Origin of the sequence: Microbispora sp. GKU 823 (assembly GCF_002027145.1) — a bacterium.
GTDB classification, from domain to species: domain Bacteria; phylum Actinomycetota; class Actinomycetes; order Streptosporangiales; family Streptosporangiaceae; genus Microbispora; species Microbispora siamensis.
Map to the genome: position 1 here is coordinate 40,696 of NZ_MWJN01000060.1, position 13,174 is coordinate 53,869.

Annotated in this window: 14 protein-coding genes and 1 pseudogene; 6 read left to right on the forward strand and 9 right to left on the reverse strand. The window is 71.5% G+C overall.

All coding sequences use genetic code 11. The annotated features are described in order from the left end of the window. Window positions 1-118 precede the first annotated feature (118 nt). The gene (locus tag B1L11_RS27550; RefSeq protein WP_143737598.1) at window positions 119-385 is read left to right on the forward strand and encodes a hypothetical protein; all 267 of its coding nucleotides are present in this window, start codon (window positions 119-121) and stop codon (window positions 383-385) included. Window positions 386-408: 23 nt separating this feature from the next. On the opposite strand, the gene B1L11_RS27555 is transcribed toward B1L11_RS27550, so the two are convergent. Beyond that, window positions 409-1,632, reverse strand: coding sequence for a saccharopine dehydrogenase family protein (locus B1L11_RS27555; RefSeq protein WP_079317506.1), 1,224 nt, complete (start codon window positions 1,630-1,632; stop codon window positions 409-411). A 114-nt stretch (window positions 1,633-1,746) separates the two neighbouring features. On the opposite strand from B1L11_RS27555, the gene B1L11_RS27560 reads away from it, so the two are divergent. Together B1L11_RS27560 and B1L11_RS27565 are read left to right on the forward strand one after the other, a co-directional pair. Beyond that, entirely contained in the window at window positions 1,747-2,457 is a 711-nt protein-coding gene (locus tag B1L11_RS27560) for a TetR/AcrR family transcriptional regulator (RefSeq protein ID WP_079317508.1), read from the forward strand. Window positions 2,458-2,614: 157 nt separating this feature from the next. Continuing rightward, a complete protein-coding gene (locus B1L11_RS27565) occupies window positions 2,615-3,532 on the forward strand; it encodes a threonine/serine dehydratase (protein ID WP_256862938.1) in 918 nt (305 codons plus the stop codon). Between the two features lie 71 nt (window positions 3,533-3,603). Here the strand turns inward: B1L11_RS27565 and B1L11_RS27570 are convergent, their stop codons facing one another. The 7 genes and pseudogenes from B1L11_RS27570 to B1L11_RS55210 form a co-directional block, all read right to left on the reverse strand. Continuing rightward, window positions 3,604-4,476 carry a TauD/TfdA family dioxygenase gene (locus tag B1L11_RS27570; protein ID WP_079317536.1) on the reverse strand — a complete coding sequence of 291 codons (873 nt, stop codon included), beginning with the start codon at window positions 4,474-4,476 and terminating at the stop codon, window positions 3,604-3,606. A 29-nt stretch (window positions 4,477-4,505) separates the two neighbouring features. Further along, window positions 4,506-5,321 (reverse strand): ABC transporter ATP-binding protein, encoded by an 816-nt coding sequence (locus B1L11_RS27575; RefSeq protein WP_079317512.1) that lies wholly within the window; start codon window positions 5,319-5,321, stop codon window positions 4,506-4,508. Further along, window positions 5,305-6,363 (reverse strand): ABC transporter substrate-binding protein, encoded by a 1,059-nt coding sequence (locus tag B1L11_RS27580; RefSeq protein ID WP_079317514.1) that lies wholly within the window; start codon window positions 6,361-6,363, stop codon window positions 5,305-5,307. Before B1L11_RS27580 ends, B1L11_RS27575 begins: the two co-directional genes overlap by 17 nt. Window positions 6,364-6,414: 51 nt before the next feature. Then, complete coding sequence (locus tag B1L11_RS27585) at window positions 6,415-7,263, reverse strand: ABC transporter permease (RefSeq protein ID WP_079317538.1); 849 nt, start codon at window positions 7,261-7,263, stop codon at window positions 6,415-6,417. A gap of 190 nt (window positions 7,264-7,453) precedes the next feature. After that, complete coding sequence (locus tag B1L11_RS55205; protein WP_357052223.1) at window positions 7,454-7,531, reverse strand: putative leader peptide; 78 nt, start codon at window positions 7,529-7,531, stop codon at window positions 7,454-7,456. 184 nt (window positions 7,532-7,715) lie between these two features. After that, window positions 7,716-8,132, reverse strand: a complete 417-nt coding sequence (locus tag B1L11_RS27590; protein WP_079317516.1) for a hypothetical protein — start codon at window positions 8,130-8,132, stop codon at window positions 7,716-7,718. 105 nt (window positions 8,133-8,237) lie between these two features. After that, window positions 8,238-9,664: pseudogene (locus B1L11_RS55210) on the reverse strand (serine hydrolase domain-containing protein). 63 nt (window positions 9,665-9,727) lie between these two features. Between B1L11_RS55210 and B1L11_RS27600 the strand changes: the two are divergent. The 3 genes from B1L11_RS27600 (at window position 9,728) to B1L11_RS27610 (ending at window position 12,333) form a co-directional block, all read left to right on the forward strand. Next, window positions 9,728-10,474: a helix-turn-helix domain-containing protein gene (locus tag B1L11_RS27600; RefSeq protein WP_079317518.1), complete on the forward strand. Its 747-nt coding sequence runs from the start codon at window positions 9,728-9,730 to the stop codon at window positions 10,472-10,474. Window positions 10,475-10,662: 188 nt separating this feature from the next. Further along, the gene (locus B1L11_RS27605; RefSeq protein ID WP_079317520.1) at window positions 10,663-11,556 is read left to right on the forward strand and encodes a LysR family transcriptional regulator; all 894 of its coding nucleotides are present in this window, start codon (window positions 10,663-10,665) and stop codon (window positions 11,554-11,556) included. Window positions 11,557-11,604: 48 nt separating this feature from the next. Then, a complete protein-coding gene (locus tag B1L11_RS27610; RefSeq protein WP_079317522.1) occupies window positions 11,605-12,333 on the forward strand; it encodes a class I SAM-dependent methyltransferase in 729 nt (242 codons plus the stop codon). Window positions 12,334-12,339: 6 nt separating this feature from the next. Here B1L11_RS27610 and B1L11_RS27615 read toward each other — a convergent pair whose 3' ends face one another. Next, window positions 12,340-13,065, reverse strand: a complete 726-nt coding sequence (locus B1L11_RS27615) for a CoA ester lyase (protein ID WP_256862936.1) — start codon at window positions 13,063-13,065, stop codon at window positions 12,340-12,342. Between the last annotated feature and the right edge of the window lie 109 nt (window positions 13,066-13,174).

Consider the following 13,174-nt stretch of genomic DNA (forward strand, 5'->3'; position numbering starts at 1 on the left):
TCGGGCGCGCTCTCGTCGCCTTCGGGTAAGCGCGAATCGCGCGCCTGCCCGGTTATCGTCAATCGTGTCCGGACATCGCGCCCAGCGGCCCATGCCTCGATCGAGGGTCTTGTGGTACGTGATCCCCGTCGTCTTCTTCCTGAGCGCCGTGGTCTTCTGGGTGCTCGCTCTTGTGGCGTGGGTGGAGCCGAAGCCGCTGTACGCCGTCTCCACGCCCGACGGGGTGGAGCCCGCACCGGAGTGGTATCTGCCCGGGCAGCGGTTCTGGGCCGGGGTGGCCTGTTTCCTGGTGGGGCTCGTCCTGGCCCTCGTCCTGGCCGCGGTGCGCCGGCGCGGAGCGGAGCGGGCCCCCGAGTCCGCCCCTGGCTCGGCGCAGGAGCCGTGAGGACAGAAGCGTGAACAGGCCGCCTACTGCTCCCGCATGCCCCACGGGGTGCCGTACGCGGTGAGCAGGTCGAGGAACGGCCGGGGCGGCAGGGCCTCGGGGCCCAGGACGCCCGTGCCGGACCAGACGCCGGCGGCGATCAGTTCGAGGGCCACGACCGGGTTGACCGCGGTCTGCCACACCACCGCCTGGGAGCCGTACTCGCGCATGGACCACTGGTTGTCGACCACGTGGTAGAGGTAGACCTCACGCGGGCGGCCGTCCTTGGCGCCCTTGACCCAGGTGCCGGCGCACGTCTTGCCGTGCATGCGGTCCCCGAGGGTCGCCGGGTCGGGCAGGCACGCCGCGACCACGTCGCGCGGGGACACCTTGACGGCGGCGCCGCCCTCGGCGACGACCGGGACGGGCTCGGTGCGGTCCAGCCCCAGCAGATGCAGGGTCCGCAGCGTGTCGATGAACTCCGCGCCCAGCCCGTACTTGAAGGTCACCCGCTCGGCGTCGATCCAGCGGGGCACGAGCAGGACCTCCTCGTGCTCGACGTTGACGCACTCGACCAGGCCGATGCCCTCGGGGAAGTCGAACACCTCCGGCTCACTGAACGGCGGAGTGGTGAACCAGCCCCGGCCGGCCTCGTAGACGACCGGCGGGTTGAGGCACTCCTCGATGGTGGTCCAGATGCTGAACGAGGGCGCGAAGTCGTACCCCTCGACGGTGAGGTCGGCGCCGTCGCGGATGCCGATCTCCTCGATGTGGTCGAACAGTTCGTCGGCGGCGTAGCGCGCGAAGACGTCCGACAGCCCCGGCTCCACCCCGATGCCGACCAGCGCGAGCCTGCCCGCCTTCTCCCACTCGGCGGCCATCGCGAACTGGGCGTCCCCCAGCTTGACCCCGCACACCTCGTGCGGGCGCTCCGGATGCGGCCGTGACAGCGACATCGCCATGTCCAGGTAGTGCGCACCGGCCGACAGCGCCGCCCGGAACAGCGGCATGACGAAGCGCGGGTCGGTGGCGTTGAGCAGGACGTCGCAGCGGTGCTCGGCCAGCAGTGCCACCACCGCGGCCTCGTCGCTCGCGTCCACCCGCCGGGCGCTGAAGCGGGCGCCCGCCTCCCCCAGCGCGGCGACGGCCGCCTCCGCGCGGGACAGGTCGTAGTCGGCGACGACCATGTGCTCGAAGAAGATCCGGCGGGCCGCGATCCGGGTGATCGCCGTGCCCACTCCACCGGCGCCGACGAGCAGAACACGCATGACAAAGCCGTCCTTTCCAGGACAAAGACTCCTTCGGTGCATCAAATCCAACGTCACCGCCACATGAAAGGTCAATGGTGTTGGCATAAGGTGGCCGGCAGAGGGAGGAGCACCATGCCCAAGCCGGTGGTCTCGGAGTCGGCGCGCCGACGGCGCCGCCCGACGAAGAACGGAGTCGTTCTCTCGGAGGACCTGATCGTGCGGACCGCGCTGCGCATGCTGCGCGAGCACGGCTCCGCCGGGCTGACCGTACGGCGGCTCGGCATCGCCCTGGGCGCCGACCCCAGCACGCTCTACCGCTACTTCGCCGGCATCGACGACCTGACCCTGGCCATCGGCGACATGCTCATCGGCCGGGCCATGGCCGGCTGGCACGGCACCGGCGACTGGCGCGCCGACCTTCGCGAGCTGGGCCTGCGCATCCACGCCGCCTACCTCGAACACCCGCAGGCCGCGGTGCTCACCGCCAACCGCATCAGCGGCAAGTCCCACGAGATCGCCGCCGACGAGGCGATCCTCGGGCTGCTGCGAGGCGCCGGTTTTCCCGACCGCGAGGCGGTCCGCGTCTACCACGCCTTCATCGACATGACGCTGGCGTTCGCAGCCCTGGACGCGGCGTCCCTCGCGCTGCCGGAGCAGGCGCGCAGGGCGGACGAGGAGATGTGGCAGGCGACCTATGCCCGCCTGTCCCCCGCCACCCACCCCAACATCGCGGCGGTCGCGCCCCTGCTGGTGGCCGACATGAACGACAGCGCCTACCCCACCGCGCTGGACATGCTGCTCACCAGCGCCGCGACGGGACTCCGGTCACACAAGGCGTGCTGATGACGGGGATCGAGACCCTCAAGCCCGCCGTCCTCCCCTGACGGCTACCAGCACGGTCGCCGGGCGTCCGCCCGGATGGAACAGCGCCGACGGCGTACGCTGCTGTGCCGTGCAGGAGACACGCCTCGACACTGCTCGGATCCGGGCGGCTCGCCGGGTGATCGACCCGATTTTCCTCGACACTCCGCTGTACCGCTGCGAGGCCCTGGAGCCCGACCTCGGCTGCGCGGTGAGCATCAAGCTCGAAACGGCGAACCCGGTCCGCAGCTTCAAGGCCCGCGGCACCGAGGTGGTCGCGAGCCTGCTCGCCGGCAATGGCTCGCGAGACGTGGTGTGCGCCAGCGCGGGCAACCTTGGCCAAGCACTCGCGTGGTCCGGGCGCCGCCGGGGGCTCGACGTCACCGTCGTGGCATCCCGCTTCGCGCCCGCGGCAAAGCTCGGTCGCATCCGCGCCTTGGACGCCAGGCTGGAACTGGTGGACGGCGACTTCGACATGGCTCGCGAGCGGGCGGCGGCCGTCGCGCGGCACGACGGCATCCGGCTGGTCGAAGACAGCCTGGACATCGAGACCTGCGAAGGCGCGGCGACGATCGGCCTGGAACTCGTGAACAGCGTGCCGTCGTTCGACGCCGTCCTGATCGCCCTCGGCGGCGGGGCGCTTGCCACCGGCGTGGGTCACGTGGTGAAGGCCTGTGCGCCAGAAGTCGAGGTGATCTGCGTCCAGCCGCTGGGCGCACCGGCGATGACACACTCGTGGCGCCGACGGCGCGTCGTCACCACCGACTCGACCGACACCATCGCCGACGGCGTCGCCGGCCGGCGTCCCATCCCGGCCGTCCTGGACGACCTTCTCCTGGTCGCCGACGACGCCGTCCTGGTGCAGGAGGCGTCGATCATGGCCGGTATGCGGCTGCTCCTCGAACACGCGGGCCTCGTCGTCGAACCGTCGGCCGCGCTCGGCATCGCGGCGATCCTCGAAGACCGCGACCGCTTCGCCGGCCGGCACGTCGTCACCATCGTGTGCGGCAGCAACGTCGACATGGACGCCTATCACCGCTGGATCGGCGCGGCCTGAAGCGCCGGGACGGCCGGAACCGCGACCGGGCCTCCTGTGGGGGGTTGAGCCGATCGCGTCCCGGCGTCCGGTCAGCCGTCCGTACGGCCGGGGCCGAAGGGGCGGTCGCCGCGCAGGGTGATGCGGTGCATCACGCGGTGCGCGTCACCGTAGTCGCGGTTGGCGTAGTGGGCGGTGCTCCGGTTGTCCCACATCGCGACGTCGCCGGCCCTCCAGCGGTGACGCACGATGTGCTCGGGCTTGGTGAGGTGGGCGTAGAGCAGGTCCAGGATGGCCCGGCTCTCGGCCTCGGAGACGCCGACGATGTGGGAGGTGAACCCGGGGTTGACGAAGATCCCCTTGCGGCCGGTCTCGGGGTGGACGCGGACCACGGGGTGCTCCACCGGCTCCAGCCGGGTGACGATCTCGCCGTCCCAGACGTTGCCCTTGCCGCCGCGGCGCTGGGCCAGGTAGTAACCGAACTCGCGGTTGCCGTCGTGGACCGCGGTGAGCTGGTCGGCCAGCTCCTTCACGGGGGCGGACAGCGAGTCGTAGGCGAGCTGGCTGTCGGCCCAGCTCGTGTCGCCGCCGGTGGGCGGGAGGATCACGGCGCGCAGGATCGAGCCGAGCGGCGGGCGGGGCATGAACGTGACGTCGGTGTGCCAGACGTCGGCGAAGCCGTTGTCGGCGCTGTCGAGGGCGTAGATCTCGGGATGCGCCTCGTCGACGCCCCCGACGACCGGGTGGGAGGCGGTCAGCTCGCCGAGACGCCGCCCGAGCGCCACCTGCCCGTCGTCGTCCAGGCTCTGCTCGCGGAAGAACAGCACCTTCCGATCGACCAGGGCGGCGCGCACCGCGGCCAGTTCCTCGTCGGTGGCGGTCGCCAGATCCAGTCCCTCGACCTCGGCGCCGAAGTGGGGCCCAAGGGGCCGCAGGTCCAGCTTCACGGCGGTCGCTGTGGTCATCTCACTCTCCTCGTGGTTGGTGCGGTGCGTCACGCGGCGGCGGCGCGTACGGCGTGGCCGACCTCGGCGCGGAGCGCGGCGTACTCGGGAAGGGCGCGCAGTTCGTCCGGTCCCACCCCGGTGCGCGGGAGGCCGACGTCCAGGTCGAGCGCGATCCGGCCCGGCCTGCGGGTGAGCACGACGACGCGGCTGCCGAGGAACACGGCCTCCTCGACGCTGTGGGTGACGAACACCGACGTGCGGCCGGTCTGCGCGCTCACCCGGCGCAGGTCCTCCTGGAGACGCTCGCGGGTGAGCGCGTCCAGGGCGGCGAACGGCTCGTCGAGCAGGAGCAGCGGATCGTCGCCGGCGAGCGCCCTGGCGATCGCCACGCGCTGCTGCTGTCCTCCCGAGATCTGCCAGACGCGGCGGTCCGCCACGTCGTGCAGGCCCACCCGTTCCAGCAGCTCCGGCACCCGGCGGGCGCGTTCCGCACGGGGCACGCCGGCGTAGCGCAGGGCCAGCTCGACGTTGCCGCCCACGGTCTTCCACGGGAACAGGCGCGGCTGCTGGAAGACGATCCCGGCGCCCCTGCCCGGGACGGGCTCGGCGCCGCCGGTCCGTACGGTGCCGGAGGTGGGCCTCTCGAAGCCCGCGACGAGGCGCAGCAGCGTGCTCTTGCCGCATCCGGACGCCCCGACGAGCACGAGGAAGGTGCCGGGAGGGACGGTCAGGGAGATCGGCCCGAGCGCGGTGACCGGACCTCCCGCGCCGCCGTAGACGTGTTCGACCTCGTGCAGGTGGACGGCGGCGACGTCCTCGTCCGCCGTGGCCGGGGCGGTGGCCGGGTCAGGGCGTGAGGACACCGGGAAGCCCCTTGGTGTAGATCGCCCGCTCCACCGTGGCGAGGTCGGGCACCGCGTCGATCTTCTGCTGGTCCTTGAGGAACTGCGCCGCGCTCACCAGGTTCTGCGCCAGGCCGCCGACCTTGTCCGGCGTGCCGAGCCACTCGGGCGAGGCCAGCTCGGCCGGCTTGAGGAAGACGCCCTGGCTGAGCTGCGCCTTGGCCTCGTCCTTGCCGAGGTTGAGCTCGGCGCCCACCGCCTGGGCCGCGGCGTCGGGATCGTTCGCGATCAGGTCGAGCGCCCTGGCCTCCACCTTGCGCCAGGCGTCGACCGCGTCGGGGTGGGCCTGGATGAACGCGGTGGACACCACGCCCAGGTCGAGGGTCGGCTTGCCCGCGGTCGCCAGCTCGCGGCTGCTGATGAGCGTCTTGCCGGTCTTCTTGATCTCGTCCAGCGTGGGCAGCCAGACGTACGCGGCGTCGATGTCCCCGCGGGTCCAGGACGCCAGGATGTCCTGTGGCTCCAGATCGATTAGGTTCACCGCCGACTCCGGCACCCCAGCCTTGTCGAGCGCGGCGAGCAGGCTGTAGTGGGACGTCGAGGCGAACGGCGTCGCCACCTTCTTGCCGCGCAGATCGGCCACGGAGGAGATGCCGGTGCCGTCGCGGGCGACCAGGGCCTCGTTGTCACCGGCCACGTCGAGCACGAACGCCACCTGGTAGGGGATGTTCAGTGGCGCGGACAGCCCCCGCGCGACCGGGCTCGACCCGATGGCCGCGATGTCCACGCTCTTGGCCACGAAGGCGGTGTTGATGCTGGCGCCGGAGTCGAACTTGGTCCACTTGATCGTGTAGCCGGGCAGCGCCTGCTCCAGCCACCCCTTGTTCTTCACGATGAGGTCCCCGCTCGGGAACGCCTGGTAGGCGACGCGGATGGTGCGGTCCGCCGTACCGCCGCCTCCGCCTCCGCCGGAGGCGGTGCCGTTGCCGCACGCGGCCAGGACGGCGGCCGTGGCGGCGGCCAGGACGGCGGAAAGCAGGCGCGTGAGGTGTGGTCGTGACATGGCGGGACAGTTCCTTTTGCAGTGGGGGGATCGACGAGGCTTGGCAGGGGCTCAGACGCGTCCGCGCCAGGGGATGAGCCGGGTCTCCGCGGCGCGCAGCAGGCCGTCGATCAGCAGTCCGGACAGCCCGATGGCGAGCAGTCCGAGCACCACGACGTCGGTCTGCAGGTAGCGCTGGGCGTCGCGGACCATCCCTCCGATACCGGGCACGCCGTTGACGGTCTCCGCCGCGACGACCGAGGAGTACGCGACCCCGACGGCCAGCCGGACGCCGGTGAAGATCTCCGGCAGCGCGGCGGGCAGCACCACATCCTTGATGACGTCCCACCGCGAGGCGCCCAGCGCCCGGGCCGCCTCCACCAGGCCGGTCGGCGCGCCGTGGACGGCCGCGGCGGTGGCCACGGCGACCGGCGGGAGCGCGGCGATGGCGAGCAGCCACAGCTTGGGCGTCTCGTCGATGCCGAACCAGATGATGAGCAGGCTGAAATACGCCAGCGGAGGCAGGGCCCGTACGAACGTCACGACCGGCTCGGCCACGAGGCGGATCCACGGCACGGCGCCCAGGACGACGCCGAGGACGAGCCCCGCCGCCACGCCGAGCGCCGAGCCGATGAGGATGCGGCGCAGGCTGATTCCCAGGTGCTCCACGAGCAGGTGACCGCCGTAGCCGCGGACGCCCTCGTGGGTGGTGGACAGCAGGACGAGCTGGTCCCACACGGCCCGGGGCGCGGGCACGAACGACGGATTGCCCGCCGCGGCCGCCGCGAGCTGCCACAGCGCGAGCAGGGCGAGCAGCGACAGCACCCGCACACCGATCCGGCGGGCCCTGCGGCCCCGCGGGCCCTGCGCCGAGACGGTACGCACCCCTTCGGCGGGCGGTGCGCCGGCGGGTTCGGGCACCTCGTCCGGCGTGAGGGAGCCGTCAGCGAGAGAGGGCGGATCGGCGGAGACGGATCTGGAGGGGGATGACGTCACAGTGGTCGCTCCGGAGGCGAGGGCGCCGGGCCGCGCCGCTCCAACGCGGGCACGGCGGGACAACGGAAGGGAGGACGGCCGGCGAAGGTGACCGCGCAGGCCGGGAGGTCGAGGTTCAGGAGCGACAGGCCGAGCCGTTCAGACGGCACAGGTCGACGTGCCGACGCCGGACCAACCACGATGCCGAATACACAGGTATTTCCTACCAAATTTGTAGGGTGATGGCAATCGGGCATCGAACCCCACACGCCCGTCCCGCCTCCGAGCAGGCACCCCCTCGGCTTCGTCCGCGGCGAGATCGGCCCGGCGTCCGCGCACGCGAACGGGCCACGCCAAGCTCGGCGAGCTTGGCGTGGCCCGTTCGGTGGTGCTCGTGTCTACCGAGCCGGAGCGGCGTCGAGGGCTTGGATGATCTTGCGGGCCATCTCCGCCATGACGGGTCCGGGCTCCCCCTGGTGGGCCCGGGCGGCTGCTTCGACGGCGACGTTGACGGTGCTGCGGAAGTTGTCGGCCTCGGCCGGATCCTGCTTCCCGAGCAGGCTCATGGCCGCCGTCAGGGCCGGCAGCACCTGGTCGGCGAGTTCGGCGACGGACTTGCCGTACAGGTTCATGCCCGTCGACTTGTCGGCGAGCACGTGACCGACCACGCCGGTCGCGGAGGCCAGGGCGATGGAGCCCTCGGTGGCGACCTTGTGGGGCTTGCCGGCGGCGTCGGCGGCGGCCAGCAGCGAGACGGCGCCGTAGGCGGCGGTCCGCAGGGTGATCTTGTCCTGGTCGGTGAGGGTGACGGACATGGTGGTGTGATCCTTTACAACTGTTCCGAGGGTCGGGTGAACGGGCGAATGGTGGAACGCCCCGCCGGGGGCCGAGGGCGGGCCTACCGGGAGGCGGGCCCGGCGTCAGGCGTCGATCGCCTGGTAGAGCGTGGTCCAGAAGTCGTGGATGAGCCGCATCGAGTCCGGGGTGGACGCCCCGACCTGGGTGAGCAGGATTCCGGTGAGCCGGTTGGCCGGGTCGGCGTAGGTCGCGGTGCCGCTTCCGCCGTCCCAGCCGAACTGGCCGATCGGCGCGTAGTCCCCGCGGTAGGTGCGCACCGCCATGCCGAAGCCCCAGCCACCGTGCTGTCCCTGGCCGTGGGAGATGTGGACGTTGTCGACGGCCATGGCGTGCCGGGCGGCCTGCTGCTCGGGCGTGAGGCGGTTGGTGGTCATCAGCTCGACGGCGGGCCGCGACAGGATTCGCTCGCCCTTGTGCACGCCGCCGTTGAGCAGCATCCGGAAGTAGGCGTGGTAGTCGTCGGCGGTGGAGTTCAGCCCGCCGCCGCCGCCCTGGAACGCCGGAGGCTTGCTGTGGCGCCCGCCTTCGGCCTCGTCCCAGACGAGGAACTCGCCAGTCTGCGGGTCGGGGGCGTACAGGGGCGCAGCCGGTGGATCTGGTCGGCGGGCACGTGGAAGCCGGTGTCGGTCATCCCCAGCGGCCCGAAGACGCGCTCGCGCAGGAACTCCTCGAACGACTGGCCCGTGACCCGGGAGACGAGCACACCGACCAGGTCGCTGCTGATCTGGTACTGCCAGCGCTCTCCGGGCTGGTGCATCAGCGGAAGCTCGCCCAGGCGGCGCATCCACTCGTCCGGCTCGGGCATCGGCACCGGCAGGTTGGGCGTGAGCCCCCGCTCGAAGACCGCGTTCATGATCGGAGTGCCCAGCGACGTCATGTCCATGCCGAGCCCGAACGTGGAGGTCAGCACGTCCCGGACGGTGATCGGCCGCCGCGCCGGCACGGTGTCGTCCAGCGGGCCGTCGAACCGCTTCAGCACCCGCCGGTCGGCGAGCTCGGGCAGCCACGGGTCCACGGGGTCGTCCAGGCGCAGCCGGCACTCGTCGAGCAGGACCATCACCGCCGCGATCGTGACCGGCTTCGACGTGGAGGCCATCCGGAAGATCGTGTCCCGGCGCATCGGCGCGCCACCGTCATGACGCATCGTCCCGATCGCTTCGACGTGTGTCTCGTCGCCCCGGCTGAACAGGGCGACCAGCCCGGGGATCTTCCCGGAATCGACATACCGGTCCAGCACCTCGCGCACCCTGCGCAGCCCTGCCGGGGAGAAGCCGCTCGTGTTCATCATGAATCCCCTCACGCATAGTCTTCGGTGTTCGGAAATCTCTGAACGTCCATGACAGTACATTGCGTTTAGAAAACAGTAAACAGACAAAGAACGGCTTTTCGCCTGGTACATCGAGACAACGGAGCATGCTTTGCAATGAATGTGAAGCTGAACGCAATGAACGATCGCCCACGCATTGCAATGAGATCCGAGTGAATGCATACTGTGCAGCGGGTGTGCGGGCGGAGGGCTCCGCGCATGTCGGCAGACAGGAGACGAGCACCGATGCCCGGAGGCAGACTCACCAGCGAGGACCGTCAGCACATCGCCGCAGGGCTGGCCGAGGGACTCGGATACGCGGAGATCGGCCGGCGTCTGGGGCGGCCCGCCTCGACCATCATGCGGGAGGTCACCCGCAACGGCGGACCCGACGATTACGGGGCGGACCGGGCGCACGAAGCCACGCGGCATCGTGCGCGCCGGCACGGGCAGGCTCGGCCTCCCGCCCCGCCGGCCCCCGACGGCGGCCACGGGCGTGACCCCCGAGCCGTCGAGGACTTCACGGAGTCCTTCATCGCTCTCCTGGTCCAGCAGGGCATGCCCCGGATGGAGGCCAGAGTGCTGGCCTGCCTGTACGTCACCGACTCCGGCGCTCTCACCGCCGCCGAACTGGTCCAGCGGCTTCGCGTCAGCCCCGCGTCGGTCTCGCACGCCGTCGCCTACCTCGAACAGCAGGGAATGCTCAGGCGGGAACGGGTTCCCGGCACGCGACGCGAGCGCTACGTCATCGACGACGAGATCTGGGTCCGGTCGATCCTCGCGTCTTTGCGGATGAACGACGCCCTGGCGGCCGCGTCACAGCGCGGAGCGGAGATTCTCGGGGCCACGACCCCCGCGGGTTCCCGCTTCGAGTCCTCCGCCGAACTCCTTGTCCTCGTGAGCGAGGCCTTCCGGCAGGTCATCGAGGAGTGGCGGAAGAACCAGGCCGCCCGCAGCGCCCGGCACCCGGACCCGCCGGCCACGGTGGGCTGAGCTCGTGATGTCGCAGCCAGTAGGCCGAGGCGGGCCCTGCGACGCGGCGCCGGAAACGAGGATGTCCATCACCATGCTCCATCGAGCGAACCGTTCGTACGTTCCGAGGATCGAGTACGGTGAACGCCCCGGACAACGACGGATCCCGCAAGATCACCTTCAGTGGAAGTAAACGGAGCAGGTCAGGCGTGGAACTACGCGACATCGAGATCTTCCTGACCCTGGCCGACGAACTGCACTTCGGCCGCACCGCCGCCCGGCTGTGCCTGTCGCCCGCCCGCGTCACCCAGGCGATCCAGAAGCAGGAGCGGCAGATCGGCGCCCCGCTGTTCGAGCGCAACAATCGCGCGGTACGGCTGACGCCGGTCGGGCGGCAGCTCCGCGACGACCTCCAGCCTCTCTACGCCGGGCTGCAGGACAGCGTGCAGCGCGCCCGAATGGCCGGCCAGGGCATCACCGGCACGCTGCGCGTCGGCATGATGCCCCTCAACGCCTACGACCTGCGCCACTACTGGGAGGTCTTCCGCCACCGTCACCCGCAGTGGATGCTGCGCATCCAGAGCACACAGTTCAGCGACGCCTTCGCCGCGCTGCGCCGCGGGGACGTCGACGTCCTGGTCAGCTGGCTGCCTCTCGACGAGCCCGACCTCACCGTCGGACCGATCCTGTTCGCCGAGCCTCGGGTGCTGGCCGTCGCCACCGATCACGAGCTCGCCCTGCACACGTCGGTCTCGCTGGAGATGGTCGCCGATTTCCAGCATCCGCATGCCGACACCGGGCCCGGCTACTGGTACGACGCCTATGCTCCGCGCCAGACCCGCCGTGGCCGCCCGATCGAACGTGGCCCCGTGGTGCGGGACGCGGAAGAGGCCATCACTTTCGCCAGTATGTCCGGGCTTGTCGTGCTCTTTCCCGCCCACATGAGCCGCTACTGGGTAAGGCCGGACATCGCCTACCTGCCGGTCACCGACATGGGGCCGCTGCCGTACGCGCTGGTGTGGCGCAGCGAGACGGAGAACGAGCTCGTCCGGGCCCTGGCCGCGGTCGTCCGCGACCTCGGTCCCCTCCCCTCGGGAGGCTGATCGCCCTCCGGGCGTGGCGGCACGCGGCTCGCGGGGTATGGTCGCGAAGTGCCTGACCCGATCTTCGCCCACCCTCGCCTGGCCGCCGTCTATGACGCCTTCGACGGTGACCGCGACGATCTGGGCGCCTATCTCGACATCGCCGACGAACTGGGCGCGGAGCGCGTGCTCGACGTCGGCTGCGGAACGGGGTGCCTGGCGGTCCTGCTGGCCGGCGGCGGACGCACGGTCATGGGCGTCGATCCCGCCGAGGCGTCGCTGCGGATCGCCAGGTCCAAGGATCGGACCGGAGGCATCACCTGGGTCCACGGCGATGCCACCAAGCTCCCGGCGTTCGGCGCCGACCTCGCCGTGATGACGGGAAACGTGGCGCAGGTCTTCCTCACCGACGACGAGTGGACGCGGACTCTCCGGGGCATCCACGGCGCGCTTCGTCCGCGAGGGCACCTCGTCTTCGAGACCAGGCGTCCCGAACGCCGGGCGTGGGAGGAGTGGGCCTCCGACCCCGGTCCGGTCGTCCTCGACCTTCCGGAGGCCGGGGTCGTGGAGCGGCGCCTCGAGGTCACCGACGTGAGCCTGCCGCTGGTGTCCTTCCGCTACACCTACACCTTCCTGGCGGACGGCACGGTCGTCACCTCGGACTCGACCCTCCGGTTCCGCGACCGGGACGAGGTGGAGACGAGCCTGGCCGCGAACGGCTATCGCGTGCTGGACGTGCGGGACGCCCCCGATCGCCCGGGCCGCGAGTTCGTGTTCGTCGCGCGGCGTACGGCGTGAAGCACGTCAGCGGTCGCCGGCGTCGCTGAGGAGGCGACGGGCCTGGCGGACGACGGCCTCGTCGACGAAGCGGCCGTCCGCGAGGGCGACCGCGCCCTGGTCTGCGGCGGAGACGACCTCCAGGGCGGCCACGATCTCCTCCCTGGTCGGGCGGTAGGCCGCCGCGATCACCGGAAGCTGGATGGGGTGGATGGCCGCCCGGCCGCGAAAGCCCATGGCCCGGCCCGCGGCGCAGGATGCGGCCAGGCCGTCGAGGTCGCGCACGTTCGTGTACACGGACTGGGCCGGGGCCGGCAGCCCCGCCGCCCGGGCCGCGACGACGACACGCGAACGCGCCCAGGCCAGGCCCGCCTCGTCGGTCACGCCGAGGTCGGCGCGCAGGTCGGCCTCGCCCAGGCCGATCCCGGCGACGGCCGGTGAGGCGGTGGCGATCTCGAAGGCGCGCTCCAGCCCGAGGGCCGACTCGATGATCGGGCGCAGCGGCACGCCCGGCACCGCGTCGGCGATCCAGCGGACCTCGTCGGCCGACTCCACCTTGGGGATGCGCAGGCCGCCGCCGCCGTGCAGCAGCGACCCGAGCGCGTGCAGGTCGGCCTGGCCGTACGGCGTGCGGACGTCGTTGACGCGGACCTCCACCCGCGGCTGCGGCGTGGCCAGCAGGGCGACGACCCCGGCCCGGGCGGACGCCCTTGTTCTCCGGGGCGACCGCGTCTCCAGGTCCACGATGACCATGTCGGCCTCGCCGCCGAGGGCCTTGCCGATCCGGTCGGGGCGGTCGGGCGGGCACGTACAACCACGTCAGGGGGGCGGCAGCAGGCCCGGAAGAAACCTCGGCAGCAGG

Excerpts from the sequence above, each read along its gene's own strand:
- B1L11_RS27560 (WP_079317508.1), top strand. The coding sequence starts at position 1,747 with ATGCCCAAGCCGGTGGTCTCGGAGTCGGCGCGCCGACGGCGCCGCCCG.
- B1L11_RS27615 (WP_256862936.1), bottom strand. The coding sequence starts at position 13,065 with ATGGTCATCGTGGACCTGGAGACGCGGTCGCCCCGGAGAACAAGGGCG.
- B1L11_RS27580 (WP_079317514.1), bottom strand. The coding sequence starts at position 6,363 with ATGTCACGACCACACCTCACGCGCCTGCTTTCCGCCGTCCTGGCCGCC.
- B1L11_RS27600 (WP_079317518.1), top strand. The coding sequence starts at position 9,728 with ATGCCCGGAGGCAGACTCACCAGCGAGGACCGTCAGCACATCGCCGCA.
- B1L11_RS27590 (WP_079317516.1), bottom strand. The coding sequence starts at position 8,132 with ATGTCCGTCACCCTCACCGACCAGGACAAGATCACCCTGCGGACCGCC.
- B1L11_RS27555 (WP_079317506.1), bottom strand. The coding sequence starts at position 1,632 with ATGCGTGTTCTGCTCGTCGGCGCCGGTGGAGTGGGCACGGCGATCACC.
- B1L11_RS27570 (WP_079317536.1), bottom strand. The coding sequence starts at position 4,476 with ATGACCACAGCGACCGCCGTGAAGCTGGACCTGCGGCCCCTTGGGCCC.